Consider the following 20,542-nt stretch of genomic DNA (forward strand, 5'->3'; position numbering starts at 1 on the left):
CTGGGTCTACCAGATGCTAAACCTTGTACACGTTCGTCAATGACAAGGAAGCCAGTCAATGTCAGTCGTTACAGAAGTCTCTCCGGATGGTCAAAAACTGACGATTTCGGTCAAGGGGCGGTTCGATTTTGGGCGCCATCAGGAGTTTCGCGAGTCCTATGAGCGGCTTAACCAAAAACCCGACTCCATCGTGGTTGATCTGAAAGACGCCACCTACCTCGACAGCTCCGCGCTGGGCATGCTGCTCCTGCTGCGCGATCATGCCGGCGGTGACGACTCGGATGTGCGCGTGATCAACAGCAACTCCGATGTGCGCAAGATTCTCGCCATCTCCAACTTCGACAAACTGTTCGACATCAGTTGACGGCCATGCAGGCGCAAGAGCCGCTGACGATCCTGATCGCCGAAGACAGCGCCGCTGACCGGTTACTGTTGTCGACAATCGTCCGGCGTCAGGGGCATGAAGTGCTGACGGCGGCCAATGGCGCTGAAGCGGTTGAGGTCTTTCGCCGGCAACAACCGCATCTGGTGCTGATGGACGCGATGATGCCGGTGATGGACGGCTTCGAAGCAGCGCAGCAGATCAAGGCGCTGGCGGGGGAAACCCTGGTGCCGATCATCTTCCTGACCTCGCTGACCGAAAGTGAAGCCCTGGCCCGGTGTCTGGAGGCAGGGGGCGACGACTTTCTGGCGAAGCCCTACAACCAGGTGATCCTCGCCGCCAAAATCAAGGCGATGGATCGCTTGCGCCGCTTGCAGGCCACCGTGCTGCAGCAGCGCGATCTGATCGCCAAACATCACGATTACCTGCTCAACGAACAGCGTGTGGCCAAAGCGGTGTTCGACAAGGTGGCCCACTCGGGCTGCCTGAGTGCGCCGAATATCCGCTATCTGCAATCGCCTTACGCATTGTTCAACGGCGACCTGCTGCTGGCGGCGTACACCCCGGCCGGCGACATGCATGTGCTGCTCGGTGATTTCACCGGTCACGGTCTGCCGGCGGCGGTGGGAGCCATGCCGCTGGCAGAAGTGTTCTATGGCATGACCGCCAAGGGCTACGGCCTGGCTGAAACCCTGCGCGAGATGAACGCCAAGCTCAAGCGCATCCTGCCGGTGGACATGTTCTGCTGCGCGACGATGCTCTGCCTGAGTTTTCAGCGGCGCACGGTGGAGGTGTGGAACGGCGGTATGCCCGACGGTTATCTGCACCGGATTGCCAGCGGCGAGCGGGTGCCGCTGTCGGCGCGGCACTTGCCGCTGGGCGTGCTCAGCCCGCAAGCGTTTGACGATCGGACAGAAGTGCAAACCATGGCGGTGGGGGATCGGGTGTTCCTGCTGTCGGACGGTGTGATCGACACCACTGACGGCGATGACCGGTTGTTCGGTGTCGAGCGTTTGCAGCAGCTGTTTGCTGTCAACCGAGAGCCGGACAACCTGTTTGCCGAGATTGAACAGGCCTTGCTCGAGTTTCGCGGCGAGCCCCGTGACGACGTGAGCATGGTCGAGATCAGTCTGCTCGACGCGGCGCGGGTCATGCCGCCGGCGCCGGTGTATTCCGACAGCGGCCAGTCGTGTCCGCTGGACTGGTCGGTGAGCTTCGAGTTTCGCGGCGCTACACTCAAGCGCTTCAATCCTTTGCCGTATCTGCTGCAGTTGTTGCTGGAAGTACACGGGTTGCGCACCCAGAGCGGGGCGATCTACAGCGTGCTCGCCGAGTTGTACTCCAATGCGCTGGAGCACGGCGTGCTGGGTCTGGATTCCAGCCTCAAGCGCGATGCAGCTGGATTCGCCCGCTACTATGAGCAGCGCAATACGCGACTCGAAGCCTTGCAGGACGGTTACGTGCGCGTGCATCTGCAGGTCCGGCCGCAAGGTACCGGTGGCTGTCTGGTCATTCGCGTCGAGGACAGCGGCAAGGGTTTTGACGTGGCGCGGGTGATGGAGCGGCCGCTGGACGGTGTCCGTCTGTCGGGGCGCGGGGTCAGTTTGATCCGGCAATTGGGGCATAACGCCAGATGGTCGGACGAAGGTCGCAGTGCTTGCGTAGAGTTTTTCTGGGAGGTTAAGGCATAATTCGCCGATTCTTGATCAAGGAGTGAACAAGTGACTGACCAACATGTGGATCGCGAAGTACTCGATGCGTTGCGCGAAGTGATGGAAGACAGCTATCCGGATTTGCTGGATACCTTCCTGACCGATTCTGAAAGTCGCTTGCATCAACTGCAGAAGACCGCCGATGCCAGGGTGTTGGCTGAGGTTGCCCATAGTTTCAAGGGCAGCGCCAGCAACATGGGCGCCGTGCGACTGGCGCAGCTCTGTCAGGAGCTGGAGGCGGACGCCAAGGGCAAAAGCCCTGCGGAAATCGTCAAGCTGGTGGCCGACATCAGTTGCGAATTCGCCGATGTGCGACCTGTCTACGAAGACGAACGCCAGCACGCCCTGACCCATTGAATCCCGCCGTCAGGCGCTTTTCGCAAGTGCCGGACAAAACTGGCCCGACACTTGCAGTAATCCCCGTCAACTGTACCTACGATCCCAGTGCAGCGGAGACCGTGTCATGCCTGCGACCCCCAATGTTCTTCTTCAATCTGCCGCTCAGGCCAAGGCGCAAGCCGCCGCCGCGAAAACGCCGGTAATGGCTGCAGACACCGGGGACAAGGCCTCAAGCTTCGCTCAAGTGTTCGCCGATCAAGGCCCGAGAAAGACTCTTCCGAGCTCTGACAGTTCGTTGAAACCGGCGCGCGACAAGGTTGCCGACAACAGCGACAGGAAAGATCTCGGCAAGGATAAGTCTGCCGCCACGCAACAGACCGTTGCCGATAGCGGCAACGCCTTGCCTGCCGACAAGTCTGCACCGACGACATCCGATGATCAGGCAGCCGCTGACAAGGCCGCCGCCGATGCTGCCGCAGACGACGCGCAGACTCCGGTGGCTGACACCACGCCAGTTGACCCGGCGCTGGATCCGGCGCTGGCGCAAACCGTGCAGCCGCTGGTCGCGGCGCCTGTGGTGCCAGCACCGGTGGCTGTAACACCGGAGCCGGTCAAGGCCGAAACACCGGTCGTGGCCGCAACCGTCGCGCCGGCAGTGGTCAAAGACCCTGCTGCGTCGACCGACAGCGCTTTCGACCCGGCGGCCGATCCGCTCGACTCGTTGCCGGCGGTGCGCATGGCGATGGAGCAGGGCGGGCACATTTCCGCATCCAGCCAGACACAGCCCAAAGCTACGCCGGCCCAGACTCAGGCCGACGGTGAATTGACTTCGGCGCAGAACTTCGCCGCCGGCATGGCCAGCATGCTCGACGTACAGGCCGACAAGGACAGCACCAGTCAGAATGGTGAAAAAACCTTCAGTGGCTTGATCGACGATGGCCTGAAAGATCTGAAAAGCGCCACCAGCGATACCCGTGTCGATGATTTCGCCAACCGTCTGGCGGCGCTGACTCAGGCAGCCACACCGAAAACCGCGAACGCCGTACCGGTGAATCAGCCGATCGCCATGCACCAGAGCGGCTGGACCGAAGAAATCGTCAACCGCGTCATGTACCTGTCGAGCGCCAATCTGAAGGCGGCGGATATTCAATTGCAACCGGCGGAACTGGGGCGTCTGGATATCCGGGTGAACATGGTTCCCGATCAGCAGACTCAGGTGACGTTCATGAGCGCGCATCCTAGCGTGCGTGAAGCGCTGGACGGTCAGATGCATCGCTTGCGTGACATGTTCACCCAGCAGGGCATGGGCCAGGTCGACGTCAATGTCTCCGACCAGAGCCGCGGCTGGCAGGGTCAGCAGGGCCAGGAACAAGCGCAGCAGGGCCAGAGTGGCCGCACCAGCGCCGCTGGCGGACGTCTGGATTCGGCGGAAGAAGAGCTGACGCCGGCGGCAGTGGCGGAAGCCGCTGCGCAAACCACCAGCGTCATTGGCAGCAGCGCCGTCGATTACTACGCCTGACACGACGCTGTATCCCCTGTGGGAGCGGGCTTGCTCGCGAAAGCGGTATGACAGCCAACATAACTGTTGAATGTTAAACCGCTTTCGCGAGCAAGCCCGCTCCCACATTTGTTTTGTGGTGCTCTCCAGATCAATCCTCCGACACTTCTGGCATAACACTTGCTCTTGCCTTGCCGTGCGACTGTGAAAACCCGAATAGTGACGGATTATTGGCATGGCGAAGAGCGAAGCAGCAGCTGTAAAAGACCCCGCGACCAAAGGCAAACTCAAGATGATCATCCTGATCGTGGTGGCTCTGCTGCTGGCGATCGGTGTGTCCGTGGGCGCGACCTGGTACTTCATGCACAGTGCTCAGAGCAAGCCTGCCGCAGCGGCCGAAGCCGCGCCGACCGGCAAGCAGCCGGCGATTTTCGAGCCGATGGCGCCGGCGTTTGTCGCCAATTACAACCAGAACGGCCGTCAGCGCTACATGCAGGTGAGCATCACCATGCTGGCGCGTAACCAGGCCGATCTGGACGCGCTCAAAGTGCACATGCCGGTGATCCGCAACAACCTGGTGATGCTCTTCTCCGGTCAGGATTTCGCCACGCTGGCGACCCCGGTCGGGCAGGAGATGTTGCGCCAGAAGGCCACAGCCAGCGTCCAGGAAGTGGCGCAGAAAGAGCTGGGCAAAGTGGTGATCGAACAGTTGCTTTTCACTAATTTCGTACTGCAGTAGGAACACGACATGGCCGTGCAGGATCTGCTGTCCCAGGATGAAATCGACGCGCTGTTGCATGGCGTCGACGATGGTCTGGTACAGACCGATAACGCTGCCGAACCCGGCAGTGTCAAAAGCTACGACCTGACCAGCCAGGATCGCATCGTCCGTGGACGCATGCCGACTCTGGAAATGATCAACGAGCGTTTTGCCCGTTATACCCGCATCAGCATGTTCAACATGCTGCGCCGCTCGGCGGACGTTGCCGTCGGTGGCGTCCAGGTGATGAAGTTCGGCGAATACGTGCACTCGCTGTACGTGCCGACCAGCCTCAACCTGGTCAAGATCAAACCGTTGCGCGGCACCGCGCTGTTCATCCTCGACGCCAAACTGGTGTTCAAGCTGGTGGACAACTTCTTCGGCGGCGACGGCCGTCACGCGAAGATCGAAGGGCGTGAATTCACCCCGACCGAACTGCGTGTAGTGCGCATGGTGCTGGAGCAGGCCTTCGTCGATCTGAAGGAAGCCTGGCAGGCGATCATGGAAGTCAATTTCGAGTACATCAACTCGGAAGTGAACCCGGCCATGGCCAACATCGTCGGCCCGAGCGAAGCGATCGTGGTCTCCACCTTCCACATCGAACTCGATGGCGGTGGCGGCGACCTGCACGTGACCATGCCGTACTCGATGATCGAGCCGGTGCGCGAGATGCTCGACGCCGGTTTCCAGTCGGACCTCGACGATCAGGACGAGCGCTGGGTCAATGCCCTGCGTCAGGACGTGCTCGATGTCGACGTGCCGATCGGCGCCACCGTGGCCCGCCGCCAGTTGAAGCTGCGCGACATCCTGCACATGCAGCCGGGGGACGTGATCCCGGTCGAGATGCCGGAAGACATGATCATGCGCGCCAACGGCGTACCGGCCTTCAAGGTCAAGATGGGCTCGCACAAAGGCAACCTCGCGTTGCAGGTGATCGAGCCGATCGAGCGTCGCTGAAGCGCCGCTCTCACCACCACGCATTTAACTGAATTGTTGCCCGCCGAGGACAAATGATGAACGACGAAATGAACGCCCAGGACGATCAGGCACTGGCCGACGAATGGGCTGCGGCCCTGGAAGAGACCGGTGATGGCAGCCAGGCTGACATCGACGCGCTGCTGGCCGCCGACGCTGGCGCTGCAAGCTCCAACCGTCTGCCGATGGAAGAGTTCGGCAGCGTGCCGAAAAACAACGATCCGGTGACGCTGGACGGTCCGAACCTGGACGTGATCCTCGACATCCCGGTGTCGATCTCGATGGAAGTCGGCAGCACCGACATCAACATCCGCAACCTGCTGCAACTGAACCAGGGTTCGGTGATCGAGCTCGATCGTCTGGCCGGCGAGCCGCTGGACGTGCTGGTCAACGGCACGCTGATCGCGCACGGTGAAGTGGTGGTGGTCAACGAGAAGTTCGGCATCCGCCTGACCGACGTGATCAGCCCAAGCGAACGCATCAAGAAGCTGCGCTGAGTGAAACGGTTCCTGTGGGCGCTGCTGGCGCTGCCGTTGAGTGTGCTGGCCGCTGAACCGGCCGCCACGTCCGCCGCTGCGGTTGCCGCGCCGGCGATCGGCAGCGGTGTGGCCGGGCAACTGACGCAACTGGTCTTCGGTCTGTTGCTGGTGCTGGGCTTGATCTTCTTCCTCGCCTGGCTGCTGCGCCGGGTGCAGCAGTCCGGGCCGGCAGGCAAGGGCCAGGTGATCGAGCTGATCGGCTCCCGGGCACTCGGTCCGCGCGACCGGTTGATGCTGGTGCAGGTCGGCAACGAACAGATTCTGTTGGGCCTCAGCCCTGGCACCATCACCGCGCTGCATGTGCTGAAGGAACCGGTGCCAGTGCCGAGCAGCAGCGAAAAAGCGACCCCGGAATTTGCCCAGCATCTGCTGAAGATTCTCGGCAAGGATCAGAAGGATAAGAAGTAATGGGTGCGCTACGCATCGTCTTGACGCTGGCCCTGATGCTGGCCGCGCCGCTGGCGTTCGCCGCCGATCCGTTGTCGATCCCGGCGATTACGCTGGGCACCAACGCCGATGGCGCGCAGGAGTATTCGGTCAGCCTGCAGATCCTGCTGATCATGACGGCGCTGAGCTTCATTCCGGCGGCCGTGATTCTGATGACCAGTTTCACCCGGATCATCATTGTCTTCTCGATCCTGCGTCAGGCCCTCGGTCTGCAGCAGACACCGTCGAACCAGATCCTCACCGGCATGGCGCTGTTCCTGACCATGTTCATCATGGCCCCGGTGTTTGATCGGGTGAACAACGATGCGCTGCAGCCGTACCTGGCGGAAAAACTCACCGCGCAGCAAGCGGTGGAAAAGGCCCAGGTACCGATCAAGGACTTCATGCTCGCCCAGACCCGCACCAGTGATCTGGAGCTGTTCATGCGCTTGTCCAAGCGTACCGACATCGCCACCCCGGATCAGGCGCCGCTGACCATTCTGGTGCCGGCGTTCGTCACCTCCGAACTGAAAACCGCGTTCCAGATCGGTTTCATGATCTTCATTCCGTTCCTGATCATCGACCTGGTCGTGGCCAGTGTGCTGATGGCGATGGGGATGATGATGCTCTCGCCGCTGATCATTTCGCTGCCGTTCAAGATCATGCTGTTTGTACTGGTGGATGGCTGGGCGCTGATTATCGGCACCCTGGCCAGTAGCTTCGGAGGTGTTTCGCCATGACGCCGGAAGTTGCGGTCGATATCTTTCGGGAAGCGCTGTGGCTGACCACGATGATGGTCGCAATTCTCGTGGTGCCGAGCCTGCTGGTCGGCCTGCTGGTGGCGATGTTTCAGGCCGCCACCCAGATCAACGAACAGACCCTGAGCTTCCTGCCGCGTCTGCTGGTCATGCTGGTCACCCTGATCGTCGCCGGCCCGTGGCTGGTGCAGACGTTCATGGAGTACATCATCCAGCTCTACAAGAACATTCCGATGGTCATCGGCTGAGCCATGCAATCGCTGCTTCAGCTAACCGACACCCAGATCAGTACCTGGGTGGCGTCGTTCATGTTGCCACTGTTTCGCGTTGCCTCGATGCTGATGGTCATGCCGGTGTTCGGCACCACCCTGGTGTCGCGCCGTGTGCGTCTGTATTTCGCCGTGGCCATCACCGTGTGCATTGCCCCGGGGCTGCCGCCGATGCCGGAGGTCAGCCCGCTGGCGCTCAGCGGCTGGTTGCTGATCGCCGAGCAGATTCTGGTCGGTGCAGTGCTCGGGTTTTCCCTGCAACTGTTTTTCCAGGCCTTTGCCGTGGCCGGGCAGATTGTCGCGATCCAGATGGGCATGGGCTTCGCCTCGATGGTCGACCCGGCCAACGGCGTCTCGGTGGCGGTGATCGGGCAGTTCTTCACCATGCTGGTGACCCTGCTGTTCCTGTCGATGAACGGCCATCTGGTGGTCTTCGAAGTGCTCACCGAGAGCTTCACCACGCTGCCGGTGGGCGGCGGGTTGATGACCGCGCAATACTGGGAGCTGGCCGGCAAACTCGGTTGGGTGCTGGGGGCGGCGTTGTTGCTGGTGCTGCCGGCGGTCACTGCGCTGCTGGTGGTCAACATCGCGTTCGGCGTGATGACCCGCGCCGCGCCGCAACTGAACATCTTCTCCATCGGTTTTCCGCTGACCCTGGTGCTGGGTCTGTTCATCGTCTGGGTCGGTCTGGCGGACATTCTCAATCAGTATCAACCGCTGGCCACCGAGGCCTTGCAGTTGCTACGCGAACTGGCACGGGCGCGCTGAGCCATGGCAGAGAGCGAAAGCGGTCAGGACAAAACAGAAGACCCCACGGAGAAACGCAAAAAGGACTCCCGTGAGAAGGGTGAGATTGCCCGTTCCAAAGAGCTCAACACCCTCGCGGTGATGCTCGCCGGTGCCGGCGGCCTGCTGGTGTTCGGCGGCATGTTGGCGCAGGAATTGATGGATCTGATGCGCCTGAATTTCTCGCTGTCGCGGGAAGTGATCATGGATGAAAAGTCCATGGGCACGTTCCTGCTGATCTCGGGCAAGATCGCGCTGGTGGCGATTCAGCCGATCATGATCACCCTGTTGCTGGCCGCACTGATCGGGCCGATTTCCCTTGGCGGCTGGCTGTTCGCCGCCGGCTCCATGGCGCCGAAATTCAGCCGGATGAACCCCGGTGCGGGGCTCAAGCGCATGTTCTCGATGAAGGCCGTGATCGAGTTGGTCAAGGCGCTGGCCAAGTTCCTGATCACCCTGTTCGTGGCGCTGATGGTGTTGTCGTCCGACATCGATGACTTCCTGCGCATCGCCCATGAACCGCTGGAGCAGGCGATCATTCACAGCGTGACGCTGGTGGGCTGGAGCTCGCTGTGGCTGGCCTGCGGTTTGATCATCATCGCTGCGGTCGACGTGCCGGTGCAGTTGTGGGAAAGCCACAAGAAACTGCTGATGACCAAGCAGGAAGTGCGCGACGAGCACAAGGATCAGGAAGGCCGGCCAGAGGTCAAGCAGCGTATCCGTCAGACCCAGCGCGAGATGTCGCAGCGGCGGATGATGGCGGCGATTCCCGACGCCGACGTGGTCATCACCAACCCGACCCACTACGCCGTCGCGCTCAAGTACGACTCGGAGAAGGGCGGCGCGCCGGTGCTGCTGGCCAAGGGCAGCGACTTCCTCGCGCTGAAGATCCGCGAAATCGCCGTCGCCAACAACGTCATGCTCCTCGAATCGCCGGGGCTGGCGCGCTCGATCTACTACTCCACCGAACTCGACCAGGAAATCCCCGGCGGCCTCTATCTGGCGGTCGCCCAGGTGCTGGCCTACGTCTACCAGATCCGCCAGTACCGCGCCGGCAAGGGCAAACGCCCGGATCCACTCAAGGACGATTTGCCGATCCCACCGGATCTGCGCCGCGATTCCTGACCTGACAGTGACGCAATAAAAAACCGCCATCCTGATTGAACGGGACGGCGGTTTTTTATGCCTGAAGACCTCTGTCGGCTGTGAGGCCGCTTTCGCGAGCAAGCCCGCTCCCACCGGTTCGGCGTGCAGGCACAGGTTTGTGATCGACCCCAATCCCTGTGGGAGCGGGCTTGCTCGCGAAGACGTCAGCAGCCGCAACGCCTCATTCAAAGCTTGTCACCGATCCCTGTTACTGCGGCAATTCCAGATTATCCAGCGCCCGATTCACCGCCAGTTCGCCGAGCATGATCAGTTGTGCGATGCCCAGCAGCGTCCTGCGCTGCGACGCGGGTATGAGGTGGGCGAAGTCATTGGCGATGGTTCTGGCTGAGGCGAGTGTTTCGCAGGCATCGGCCAGCAGTTCTTCGTTTTTGAAGTCTGCGGTCACGGCGTACATCGAGCGGGTTTTACGCTGAATGGGCGTGGCACCGGGCGCGCAGAGGTAGTGGTCGAGAGCACGGTCGGCGGCTTCGTGGAGTTTTTTTGAATCGAGGGATTCGTAGGGGGAGGTGGTGTCGGTATCGGGTGGGTTGGGTGTTGGTTTGATCATGGTGAAGCTCCTTTGAGGTGGAGCCGCTACAACCTGTCGCTAAACAGGAGGGGTGGCGGCTGTACGCAGGTTAGCGAACCGGTCAAAGGCACCCGGCAGACCCGAAGGTCTCCCGCATACAGCCACCATGACGAAATCGCGAAAATACAGATCCGCAACGAAGCCTGGAACGCTGATGCACCTTTGAATTGAGTTCGAGTCGCTAAACCCGATCGCTGATTCGTCAGCGACCGACCCACAATAGAACCCGCCCCCAAGGCGCACAAGCCGGCGGATTCTGGCGTAGCTGTAGGCAATGGCGCAAGGATGTGTAGCCTTGGAGGCGTGTCTGGAGGTGTCTTTTAAACACAAACGTTTAAAAAGGTGCTGATCATGATTCTGTGGTGTCGCAAATGGCCTCTTCGCGAGCAAGCCCGCTCCCACAGGGGATCGGTGTGATACCCCCTATCTGTTTTCATTGCAGCGCGATTCCTGATAATTCAAAAGACCGCGGCCTTCCGTCTATCTGAAAAAGACCTCTACCTGTTAGTTCTGACAGTGGACACAAAGGGCATTCGGCTATTCCATGTTCCTTGGCAGGTTTCACGGGCAATTCGCCTTCTGACCTGTCTTTAACATTCGCCAAGGAGAAGGTCATGCAAGAGAACTACAAAAAGCTTGAAGGAATGAGGTTCGAGTTCGTTTCCGGGTCGGTGGCGAAAGAGTCTGATCATATCGCTTGCACGTTCACTTTTAAGGCGATGTTGGACTTCACGCATTTCGTGCACATGAGCAATGCGTATGTGCCGGGCTATCTCGATTCGTATATCAATGCGATCAAGCCAAGGTTGGACGGGGTAGCCCACCATAGTCTCTACAACCGATTCAATAGTGCCGCTGGCAACATTGGTACTGTTGAAGAGTTGGTCAGAGTTTTCTCTTCGCCCAACAACTACTCCGATACATGGAGTAGCAATGGCACCGGCCTACTGGCGCGTTATCACAAACCACAATTTCACATGGTCGGTGATCAGTTACAGGTCACGGGTGGGCAGGACTTTCGATGGGAGGTCGAGCCGGAGGTCGAACGGAAGATCGAGCCGCAGGATGTGCCGGACATTTACTTTGTCTGGGCACTGATTGTGTTGAAGGCATACCCCGAAGATCCTTTTCATCAGCCTGAGGAAATCGTGACATTAGGCTATTCTGAGGAAGCGTTTGTCGACGTGGGAGGGAGTCCGATCCGTAAGGGTACGCGCTACCTGGTGGGCCGCGATTTGCGTCTTGGTGCGATTAATCCAGAGCAAATTTTGACTGCCGGGTATCCGTGAGTGCGCGTGTTTTTCTGATTTTTGTTCACCGCTAATGGTGATAGCCGTCCTGCGTCTGTTTTGCGGTCGGCTCCATGGCGCCCAGCTTCTCTCAAGACACTTCCCCCGAAGCAAACCTCAATTTCAATCCCCGGCAAAAGTTGGAAGGCTTCTTGCAGTAGCCGCCGTGCGCCTGCTTTGGGCGTCAAAAGTTTGCTTTAAAGGAACGGGGAAAACCGGTGGATCGCTCTCAGTTAATCAACAGCGCACGCTCGAACATTGCCGACCTCAGTCGAGGCAATCTGGGCGTGCCGTTGTTGCTGCTGGTCATGCTGGCCATGATGATGTTGCCGGTGCCGCCGTTCCTGCTGGACGTGTTCTTCACCTTCAACATTGCGCTGTCGATTGTCGTCCTGCTGGTCTGCGTGTATGCGCTGCGGCCGCTGGATTTTGCGGTGTTCCCGACCATTCTGCTGGTAGCGACGCTGCTGCGGCTGGCGTTGAACGTGGCCTCGACGCGGGTGGTGATGCTCCACGGTCAGGATGGCCACGCCGCTGCCGGTAAGGTGATCCAGGCCTTCGGTGAAGTGGTGATCGGCGGTAACTACGTGGTCGGTATCGTGGTGTTCGCGATCCTGATGATCATCAACTTCGTCGTGGTGACCAAGGGTGCCGGGCGGATTTCCGAGGTGAGCGCGCGCTTCACCCTCGATGCAATGCCCGGCAAACAAATGGCAATCGACGCCGACCTCAACGCCGGTCTGATCGACCAGAACCAGGCGAAGCTGCGCCGTCAGGAGGTCGCGCAAGAGGCCGAGTTCTACGGTTCGATGGACGGTGCGAGCAAGTTCGTCCGGGGTGACGCCATCGCCGGCCTGCTGATTCTGTTCATCAACCTCATCGGCGGTATGGCCGTCGGTATCTTCCAGCACAACATGACCTTCGCCGACGCGGGCAAGGTTTACGCCTTGCTGACCATCGGTGACGGTTTGGTGGCGCAATTGCCATCACTGTTGTTATCGACAGCGGCGGCGATCATGGTGACCCGTGCTTCCGGTTCGGAAGACATGGGCAAACAGATCAATCGCCAGATGTTCGCCTCGCCCAAAGCCTTGGCGGTGGCCGCTGGTTTGATGGCCGTGATGGGCCTCGTCCCGGGCATGCCGCACTTCTCGTTCCTGAGTATGGCCGCGCTGGCTGCCGGTGGCGCGTACCTGTTCTGGAAGAAGCAGAACGTCGCCAAGGTGCAGGCGCTGCAAGAGGTTCAGCGTCAACAGGAACTGCTACCGTCGCCGGCCCGCGCCATGGAAACCAAGGAGCTGGGCTGGGATGACGTGACGCCGATCGACATGATCGGTCTGGAAGTCGGCTATCGCCTGATCCCGCTGGTGGATCGCAATCAGGGTGGTCAGTTGCTGGCGCGGATCAAGGGCGTGCGCAAGAAGCTCTCGCAGGATCTGGGCTTCCTGATGCCGACGGTGCATATTCGCGACAACCTCGATCTGGCGCCGAGCGCCTATCGCCTGACCCTGATGGGGGTGATCCTCGCCGAAGCCGAGATCTACCCGGATCGCGAACTGGCGATCAACCCGGGGCAGGTCTACGGCACGCTCAACGGCATTACCGCCAAAGATCCGGCTTTTGGTCTGGAAGCGGTGTGGATCGAAGTCAGCCAGCGTGCGCAGGCGCAATCGCTCGGTTACACCGTGGTCGACGCCAGTACCGTGGTCGCGACGCACTTGAACCAGATTTTGTACAAGCACTCCAGCGAGCTGGTCGGCCACGAAGAAGTGCAGCAACTCATGCAATTGCTGGCCAAAAGCTCGCCGAAACTGGCGGAAGAGCTGGTGCCGGGGGTGGTGTCGCTGTCGCAGCTGCTCAAAGTGCTGCAGGCGCTGCTGGCCGAACATGTGCCGGTGCGCGATATCCGCAGCATTGCCGAGGCTATCGCCAACAACGCCGCCAAGAGTCAAGATACCGCCGCCTTGGTGGCCGCAGTACGCGTCGGCGTATCCCGCGCCATCGTTCAAAGCATTGTAGGCACTGACTCCGAGCTGCCTGTGATCACCCTGGAACCAAGGTTGGAACAAATATTGCTCAATAGTCTGCAGAAGGCAGGACAAGGCTCGGAAGAGGGCGTTCTGCTGGAGCCAAGCATGGCCGAGAAGCTGCAGCGTTCGCTCATCGAAGCGGCGCAGCGCCAGGAAATGCAAGGTCAACCGGTGATCCTGTTGGTAGCAGGCCCGATCCGCGCGATGCTCTCGCGTTTCGGCCGTCTCGCAGTCCCAGGGCTGCACGTGCTGGCCTACCAGGAAATTCCGGACAACAAGCAAGTGACCATCGTTGCGACAGTAGGGCCCAACGGCTGAGGTAGTGGTTTATGCAAGTTAAGCGTTTCTTTGCCGCCGATATGCGTCAGGCCATGAAGCTGGTTCGTGATGAGCTGGGCGCTGATGCCGCCATCATTGGCAACCGCCGCATTGCCGGCGGCGTCGAGCTGACGGCGGCGCTGGATTACAAATTGTCGGCGCTGGCGCCACGGGTTCCGAACATGGAACTCGAGGACGAGCTGCGCAAGACCCAGTCGCGCATCGTTACCGCCCAGGCCGAACTGAGCCTGCGTGGCGAAGCCGATGGCAACACCAATCGCCAGTTGTTCGCCGGGCTGCCGTTGACGGCCGGCCTGCCGCTGACCGCTGCCGAGCCGTTGAGCGAACCGACTTACGCCGCCCCGGCGCGTCCGGCGCCGGCGCCTGCCCAGTCGTCCGCCGGCATCGATCCGCGTGCGCTGGATTCGATGCGTTTCGAATTGAACAGTTTGCGTGAGCTGATGGAAGTGCAGCTCGGCACCCTGGCCTGGAATCAGCTGCAAGGCAGCCGTCCGGCACAAGCCAATCTGTATCGCCGTCTGCAACGTATCGGTCTGTCCGGACCGTTGTCGCGCGACCTGCTGGCGATGATCACCGACATCGAAGAACCGCGTCAGGCCTGGCGCATGCTGCTCGCGCACCTGGCGCGAATGATTGCCGTGCCAGAAGTCGAGCCGCTGGAAGAGGGCGGGGTGATTGCCATGGTCGGCCCGGCCGGCATGGGCAAGACCACCACCCTGGCCAAACTCGCGGCGCGCTACGTGCTCAAGTACGGCGCGCAGAATGTCGCGCTGGTCAGCATGGACAGCTTCCGCATCGGCGCCCAGGAACAACTCAAGACCCTGGGGCGGATTCTCAACGTGCCGGTAACGCACGTCGATCCGGGTCAGTCGCTGGTGCAGGCACTCGACCCGCTGCTGCGCAAACGCGTGGTGCTGATCGATACCGCCGGCCTGCAGGCCAGCGATCCGGCACTGCGCATGCAGCTGGAAAGTCTGGCCGGGCGTGGCATCCGTTCAAAAAATTATCTGGTGCTGGCAACCACCAGCCAGAAACAGGTTCTAACCGCCGCTTATCACAGTTACAAGCGTTGCGGGCTTGCCGGCTGCATCCTGACTAAACTGGATGAGACGGCCAGCCTTGGCGAAGTGTTGAGCCTGGCGATCAGTCATGAACTGCCGGTCGCCTACCTGACCGACGGCCCACGGATTCCGGATGATCTGCATCTGCCGCGCCGTCATCAATTGGTCAGTCGCGCCGTCAGCGTGCAAATGCAGGAAGAACCCAGCGAAGAAGCCATGGCTGACATGTTCGCTGATATCTACCACAGCCCGACCAAGCAGGTTGGCTGAGGTAATGAACAGTTTTTGTACCTACATCGATGGTCTGCCATGCATTGTTCCGGTTGAGAACGCGCAGCCAGTAATGTGGCCTCCGTCTATGCAAGACAAGGTAAAGAAATAACATGGGCAGCATGCATCCCGTACAGGTGATCGCGGTGACCGGCGGCAAAGGTGGCGTCGGCAAGACTAACGTGTCAGTGAACTTGTCTCTGGCGCTGGCAGAGCTTGGCCGTCGGGTCATGCTGCTGGACGCCGATCTGGGGCTGGCGAACGTCGACGTTCTGCTGGGACTGACCCCCAAACGCACTTTGGCCGATGTCATCGAAGGCCGCTGTGAGCTGCGCGACGTGCTGTTGCAGGGCCCCGGCGGGATCCGCATCGTGCCGGCCGCTTCCGGCACCCAGAGCATGGTGCACCTGAGCCCGGCACAACACGCCGGTCTGATTCAGGCCTTCAGCGACATCGGCGACAACCTCGATGTGCTGGTGATCGACACCGCTGCGGGTATTGGTGACTCGGTAGTCAGTTTTGTCCGCGCCGCGCAGGAAGTGTTGCTGGTGGTCTGCGACGAGCCGACCTCGATCACCGACGCCTACGCGCTGATCAAACTGCTCAACCGCGACTACGGCATGAACCGCTTCCGCGTCCTCGCCAACATGGCGCAGAGCCCGCAGGAAGGGCGCAACCTGTTCGCCAAGTTGACCAAGGTCACGGATCGCTTCCTCGACGTCGCCTTACAATACGTCGGCGCGGTGCCGTACGACGAAAGCGTGCGCAAGGCAGTGCAGAAGCAGCGAGCGGTCTATGAAGCCTTTCCGCGTTCCAAGTGCGCGCTGGCGTTCAAGGCGATCGCGCAGAAGGTCGATACCTGGCCGCTGCCTGCCAACCCGCGCGGTCACCTGGAGTTTTTCGTCGAGCGCCTCGTGCAGCAAACGGCAGGGCCTGTGCTATGACCGCCAGCGGTATGAACTACTACAAGAAGTCGGCACGTGACGCGCAGTACGAGTTGATCGAGCGTTACGCGCCACTGGTCAAGCGCATTGCCTATCACCTGCTGGCGCGCTTGCCGGCGAGTGTGCAGGTTGAAGACCTGATTCAGGCCGGGATGATCGGCCTGCTCGAAGTCTCGACCAAATACGACGCCAGCAAAGGCGCCAGTTTCGAAACGTATGCGGGCATCCGGATCCGCGGCGCGATGCTCGACGAAGTACGCAAAGGGGACTGGGCGCCACGTTCGGTTCACCGCAACACCCGTATGGTCAGTGACGCAATTCGGGCAATTGAAGCTAAAACCGGCCGTGACGCTAAAGATCACGAGGTTGCGGCCGAACTCCAATTGAGTCTCGACGATTACTACGGGATTTTGAATGACACCCTGGGCAGCCGGCTGTTCAGTTTCGACGACCTGTTGCAGGACGGCGAACACGAAGGGCTGCACGAGGATGGCGCCAGTGCTCATCTTGAGCCGTCACGCGATCTGGAAGATGAACGCTTCCAGGCGGCGCTGGCGGACGCGATTGCCAATTTGCCGGAGCGTGAGCGACTGGTGTTGGCGCTGTACTACGACGAAGAGCTGAACCTCAAGGAGATCGGTGAAGTCCTTGGCGTCAGTGAATCGCGGGTCAGCCAGTTACACAGCCAGTGCGCGGCCCGTTTGCGGGGGCGTTTGGGGGAGTGGCGAGCGCGCTGAAGGCAGTGTGGGGACACTGCGAACGAGGCTGGTGCGGTGATGAACGGCACCGGTCTTGCTCTGTTGTGCTCCAGACAGTCTTCGAGTGCTGCGCCGATTGATTGAAGTGGCGCGTCCAGGTGCTGGGCGCGTTTAAGACTGCTTGGAGGTCGAATTGAACAAAGACATGAAAATCCTCATCGTTGATGACTTCTCAACGATGCGGCGGATCATCAAGAACCTGCTGCGGGATCTTGGGTTCACCAACACCGTCGAGGCCGACGATGGCACTACCGCCATTCCGGTGCTCAACAGCGGCAGCATCGACTTTCTGGTAACGGACTGGAACATGCCGGGCATGACCGGTATCGACTTGCTGCGCCACGTGCGTGCCGATGAAAAACTCAAGCATCTGCCCGTGCTGATGGTGACCGCAGAAGCCAAGCGCGAGCAGATCATCGAGGCTGCTCAGGCCGGTGTGAACGGCTATGTGGTCAAACCTTTCACGGCTCAGGCGTTGAAAGACAAAATCGAGAAGATTTTCGAACGCATCGGCTGATGAACGCGCGGGGGAGCTATGGAGCATAACGAATCTTCACAGGGCGATTTCGAGTCGACCCTGAAAAAACACGCGGTCGAACTGGTCGAAAGCCTTGAAAAAGGCAGGTTCGGCGACGCTGTGCAACTGATCCATGAGCTCAATCAGACCCGTGACCGCGGCCTGTATCAGGAAGTGGGCAAGCTCACACGCGAACTGCACAGTGCGATCGTCAACTTCCATATCGATCCGCACATGCCGCAGGCCGAGGAAGTGTCGCAAATCACCGACGCCACCGAACGCCTGGGCTATGTGGTCAAGCTGACCGAAGCCGCGGCCAACCGCACCATGGATCTGGTGGAAAGCGCCACGCCGGTGGTCAATGGCCTGGCTGAAGAAGCTCAGGCCTTGAGCACCGATTGGGGGCGCTTCATGCGTCGCGAAGTCGGGGCTGAAGAGTTCCGCGAACTGGCGCGCCGGGTCGACGGTTTTCTGTCACGCAGCAGCACGGACAACCGTGCGGTGTCGAGCAACCTGAACGACATCCTGCTGGCTCAGGATTACCAGGACCTCACCGGTCAGGTGATCAAGCGTGTGACCCAGTTGGTCACCGAAGTCGAAAGCAATTTGCTCAAACTCGTACTCATGGCCAGTCAGGTGGACCGCTTTGCGGGCATCGAACACGACCGTGCTGCGATGCTTGCAGAAAAAGATCCACAAAAACATCTCTCGCAGGGTGAAGGTCCGCAGATTCATGCCGATAAACGAGAAGACGTTGTGTCCGGTCAGGACGATGTGGACGATTTGTTATCCAGCCTTGGATTTTGAGTTTAGGTTTTTAGACCTGTAGGAGCACCCCATTAATGAGCTTCGGCGCCGATGAAGAGATCCTTCAGGATTTCCTGGTTGAGGCCGGCGAGATTCTTGAGCAACTGTCCGAGCAACTGGTCGAGCTGGAAAGCCGCCCGGATGACGCAGATCTGCTCAACGCAATTTTTCGCGGTTTCCACACTGTAAAAGGGGGCGCCGGCTTCCTTCAGCTCAATGAGCTGGTGGAGTGCTGTCACATCGCCGAAAACGTGTTCGACATCCTGCGCAAGGGTGAGCGTCGCGTTGATGCAGAACTGATGGACGTGGTGCTTGAAGCACTGGACGCGGTGAACAGCATGTTCAGCGAAGTCCGTGAACGTGCACCGATCACTGCTGCAACCCCGGAACTGCTGGCTGCGCTGGCGCGTCTGGCCGAACCGCAATCGGCGGACGAAGCCCCGGCTTCGCCAGTGGCCGAGATGATCGAAGAGCTGGTTGTCGAAGGCGATTCCGGCGACATCACCGATAACGAATTTGAACAGTTGCTGGATTCGCTGAACGCCGTCAAGGCTGAAGCCGAAGCCCCGGCCGCTGCTGCACCTGCGCCAACTGCCGATACGGCAGCGAGCGATGAAATTACCGACGCTGAATTCGAGTCGTTGCTCGATCAGCTGCACGGCAAGGGCCAGTTCGCGCCAGACGCCGTGGCCCCGACAGCGGCCGCTCCGGCGGCACCGGCTGCCGGTGACAGCTCGGACATCACCGACGACGAATTCGAAGCACTGCTCGATCAGTTGCATGGCAAGGGCAACTTTGCCGTGGAAGCGCTGGAGTCGGCGATTGCCTCGGCACCGGCTGCGCCAGCCGCTCCGGTAGCCGCTGCCGCCGGCAGTGATCTGATCAGCGATCACGAATTCGAATCACTGCTCGACGAGTTGCACGGCAAAGGCAAGTTCACCGACGTTGGCGCCGCTGCTGCGGGCACCGCGTCGACCGTGGCCGCGCCAGCTGCCAAGGCGGCTGCTGCTCCGGCCGCCGCGCCGAAAGCTGCGCCCAAGCCTGAGCCTAAAGCCGAAGCGCCCAAACCGGCAGCCGCTGCCGCTGCTGCACCGGCGCCGGCCCGTGCCGCCGCTGCTCCGCCACCGGAAAAACCGGCCAGCGAAGCCGAAACCACTGTTCGTGTCGACACCGCGCGTCTCGACGAAATCATGAACATGGTCGGCGAGCTGGTACTGGTGCGTAACCGTCTGGTGCGCCTGGGTCTCAACAGCGGCGACGAAGCCATGTCCAAGGCCGTGTCGAACCTCGACGTGGTCACGGCTGACTTGCAGACCGCGGTGATGAAGACCCGGATGCAGCCGATCAAGAAGGTCTTCGGGCGCTTCCCGCGTCTGGTTCGTGACCTGGCGCGTCAGCTCAAGAAAGAGATCAACCTGGAACTGGTGGGTGAAGAAACCGACCTCGACAAAAACCTTGTCGAGGCCCTGGCCGACCCGCTGGTCCACTTGGTGCGCAACGCGGTCGACCACGGCATCGAGTCGCCGGAAGAACGCGAAGCGTCGGGCAAGGCCCGCGGCGGTCGTGTGGTGTTGGCGGCCGAGCAGGAAGGCGACCACATCCTGTTGTCGATCTCCGATGACGGCAAGGGCATGGACCCGAACGTCCTGCGTTCGATTGCGGTAAAACGCGGTGTGATGGACAAGGACGCGGCCGATCGCCTGAGCGATACCGAGTGCTACAACCTGATTTTCGCCCCGGGTTTCTCGACCAAGACCGAGATTTCCGACGTGTCCGGCCGCGGTGTCGGCATGGACGTGGTGAAGACCAAGATTTCCCAGCTCAACGGTTCGATCAACATCTACTCGACCAAGGGCCAGGGCTCGAAGATCGTCATCAAGGTGCCGCTGACGCTTGCGATCATGCCGACCCTGATGGTGATGCTCGGCAATCAGGCGTTTGCGTTCCCGTTGGTTAACGTCAACGAAATCTTCCACCTCGACCTGTCGACCACCAACGTGGTGGATGGCCAGGAAGTGGTGATCGTGCGGGACAAGGCGCTGCCATTGTTCTACCTCAAGCGCTGGCTGGTCAGCTCCGCCGCTCACGAAGAGCAGCGTGAAGGCCATGTGGTGATCCTTTCGGTGGGCACTCAGCGGATCGGCTTCGTCGTCGATCAACTGGTCGGCCAGGAAGAAGTGGTCATCAAGCCATTGGGCAAAATGCTCCAGGGCACTCCGGGCATGTCCGGCGCCACCATTACCGGTGACGGCCGCATCGCTCTGATCCTCGATGTTCCAAGCATGCTCAAGCGTTACGCCGCACGGCGTATTTGAATCCGGGGCAGCGGGGCGACGACGTCCCGCTGC

21 protein-coding genes are annotated in these 20,542 nt (G+C 60.5%); 20 read left to right on the forward strand and 1 reads right to left on the reverse strand.

Annotation, left to right across the window (positions count from 1 at the left end):
* The first annotated feature begins 58 nt into the window (after positions 1-58).
* From ACVHNU_RS04490 to flhB, 12 genes are all read left to right on the forward strand, one after another.
* Positions 59-364 (forward strand): STAS domain-containing protein, encoded by a 306-nt coding sequence (locus ACVHNU_RS04490; protein WP_027613909.1) that lies wholly within the window; start codon positions 59-61, stop codon positions 362-364.
* Positions 365-369: 5 nt separating this feature from the next.
* A complete protein-coding gene (locus ACVHNU_RS04495) occupies positions 370-2,073 on the forward strand; it encodes an ATP-binding SpoIIE family protein phosphatase (protein ID WP_473019098.1) in 1,704 nt (567 codons plus the stop codon).
* A 30-nt stretch (positions 2,074-2,103) separates the two neighbouring features.
* Positions 2,104-2,451 carry an Hpt domain-containing protein gene (locus ACVHNU_RS04500; protein ID WP_473019099.1) on the forward strand — a complete coding sequence of 116 codons (348 nt, stop codon included), beginning with the start codon at positions 2,104-2,106 and terminating at the stop codon, positions 2,449-2,451.
* Positions 2,452-2,557: 106 nt separating this feature from the next.
* A complete protein-coding gene (locus ACVHNU_RS04505; protein ID WP_473019100.1) occupies positions 2,558-3,952 on the forward strand; it encodes a flagellar hook-length control protein FliK in 1,395 nt (464 codons plus the stop codon).
* A gap of 214 nt (positions 3,953-4,166) precedes the next feature.
* Positions 4,167-4,670 carry a flagellar basal body-associated protein FliL gene (gene fliL, locus ACVHNU_RS04510; protein ID WP_003222887.1) on the forward strand — a complete coding sequence of 168 codons (504 nt, stop codon included), beginning with the start codon at positions 4,167-4,169 and terminating at the stop codon, positions 4,668-4,670.
* 9 nt (positions 4,671-4,679) lie between these two features.
* A complete protein-coding gene (gene fliM, locus ACVHNU_RS04515; protein WP_003222890.1) occupies positions 4,680-5,648 on the forward strand; it encodes a flagellar motor switch protein FliM in 969 nt (322 codons plus the stop codon).
* Between the two features lie 56 nt (positions 5,649-5,704).
* Positions 5,705-6,163 (forward strand): flagellar motor switch protein FliN, encoded by a 459-nt coding sequence (gene fliN, locus ACVHNU_RS04520; RefSeq protein ID WP_003222891.1) that lies wholly within the window; start codon positions 5,705-5,707, stop codon positions 6,161-6,163.
* Positions 6,164-6,613: a flagellar biosynthetic protein FliO gene (gene fliO / locus ACVHNU_RS04525; protein WP_003222893.1), complete on the forward strand. Its 450-nt coding sequence runs from the start codon at positions 6,164-6,166 to the stop codon at positions 6,611-6,613. It abuts the gene before it with no gap.
* A complete protein-coding gene (fliP, locus tag ACVHNU_RS04530) occupies positions 6,613-7,371 on the forward strand; it encodes a flagellar type III secretion system pore protein FliP (protein WP_003222895.1) in 759 nt (252 codons plus the stop codon). The genes fliO and fliP overlap by 1 nt, the downstream gene beginning before the upstream one ends.
* Positions 7,368-7,637 (forward strand): flagellar biosynthesis protein FliQ, encoded by a 270-nt coding sequence (gene fliQ / locus ACVHNU_RS04535; protein ID WP_003222897.1) that lies wholly within the window; start codon positions 7,368-7,370, stop codon positions 7,635-7,637. The genes fliP and fliQ overlap by 4 nt, the downstream gene beginning before the upstream one ends.
* A gap of 3 nt (positions 7,638-7,640) precedes the next feature.
* The gene (gene fliR / locus ACVHNU_RS04540; RefSeq protein ID WP_003222899.1) at positions 7,641-8,426 is read left to right on the forward strand and encodes a flagellar biosynthetic protein FliR; all 786 of its coding nucleotides are present in this window, start codon (positions 7,641-7,643) and stop codon (positions 8,424-8,426) included.
* A 3-nt stretch (positions 8,427-8,429) separates the two neighbouring features.
* Positions 8,430-9,569, forward strand: coding sequence for a flagellar biosynthesis protein FlhB (gene flhB / locus ACVHNU_RS04545; protein WP_003222902.1), 1,140 nt, complete (start codon positions 8,430-8,432; stop codon positions 9,567-9,569).
* A 229-nt stretch (positions 9,570-9,798) separates the two neighbouring features.
* Here flhB and ACVHNU_RS04550 read toward each other — a convergent pair whose 3' ends face one another.
* A complete protein-coding gene (locus tag ACVHNU_RS04550; protein WP_003222904.1) occupies positions 9,799-10,158 on the reverse strand; it encodes a DUF6124 family protein in 360 nt (119 codons plus the stop codon).
* Between the two features lie 635 nt (positions 10,159-10,793).
* Here ACVHNU_RS04550 and ACVHNU_RS04555 point away from each other — a divergent pair.
* From ACVHNU_RS04555 to ACVHNU_RS04590, 8 genes are all read left to right on the forward strand, one after another.
* The gene (locus tag ACVHNU_RS04555; RefSeq protein ID WP_210559220.1) at positions 10,794-11,468 is read left to right on the forward strand and encodes a hypothetical protein; all 675 of its coding nucleotides are present in this window, start codon (positions 10,794-10,796) and stop codon (positions 11,466-11,468) included.
* A gap of 218 nt (positions 11,469-11,686) precedes the next feature.
* Positions 11,687-13,816, forward strand: a complete 2,130-nt coding sequence (flhA, locus tag ACVHNU_RS04560) for a flagellar biosynthesis protein FlhA (RefSeq protein WP_473019101.1) — start codon at positions 11,687-11,689, stop codon at positions 13,814-13,816.
* An 11-nt stretch (positions 13,817-13,827) separates the two neighbouring features.
* Positions 13,828-15,168 carry a flagellar biosynthesis protein FlhF gene (gene flhF, locus ACVHNU_RS04565; RefSeq protein ID WP_003222914.1) on the forward strand — a complete coding sequence of 447 codons (1,341 nt, stop codon included), beginning with the start codon at positions 13,828-13,830 and terminating at the stop codon, positions 15,166-15,168.
* A gap of 113 nt (positions 15,169-15,281) precedes the next feature.
* Complete coding sequence (fleN, locus tag ACVHNU_RS04570; RefSeq protein WP_003222917.1) at positions 15,282-16,112, forward strand: flagellar synthesis regulator FleN; 831 nt, start codon at positions 15,282-15,284, stop codon at positions 16,110-16,112.
* Positions 16,109-16,849 carry an RNA polymerase sigma factor FliA gene (gene fliA / locus ACVHNU_RS04575; RefSeq protein WP_003222919.1) on the forward strand — a complete coding sequence of 247 codons (741 nt, stop codon included), beginning with the start codon at positions 16,109-16,111 and terminating at the stop codon, positions 16,847-16,849. Before fleN ends, fliA begins: the two co-directional genes overlap by 4 nt.
* A gap of 166 nt (positions 16,850-17,015) precedes the next feature.
* On the forward strand, positions 17,016-17,387 hold the full coding sequence (locus ACVHNU_RS04580; RefSeq protein WP_024012118.1) for a chemotaxis response regulator CheY: 372 nt from the start codon (positions 17,016-17,018) through the stop codon (positions 17,385-17,387).
* A gap of 18 nt (positions 17,388-17,405) precedes the next feature.
* Complete coding sequence (locus tag ACVHNU_RS04585) at positions 17,406-18,194, forward strand: protein phosphatase CheZ (RefSeq protein ID WP_003222924.1); 789 nt, start codon at positions 17,406-17,408, stop codon at positions 18,192-18,194.
* Positions 18,195-18,229: 35 nt separating this feature from the next.
* Entirely contained in the window at positions 18,230-20,509 is a 2,280-nt protein-coding gene (locus tag ACVHNU_RS04590) for a chemotaxis protein CheA (protein WP_473019102.1), read from the forward strand.
* The last annotated feature ends 33 nt before the right edge of the window (positions 20,510-20,542 follow it).

Source organism: Pseudomonas sp. Ors-4-3C (assembly GCF_055755035.1).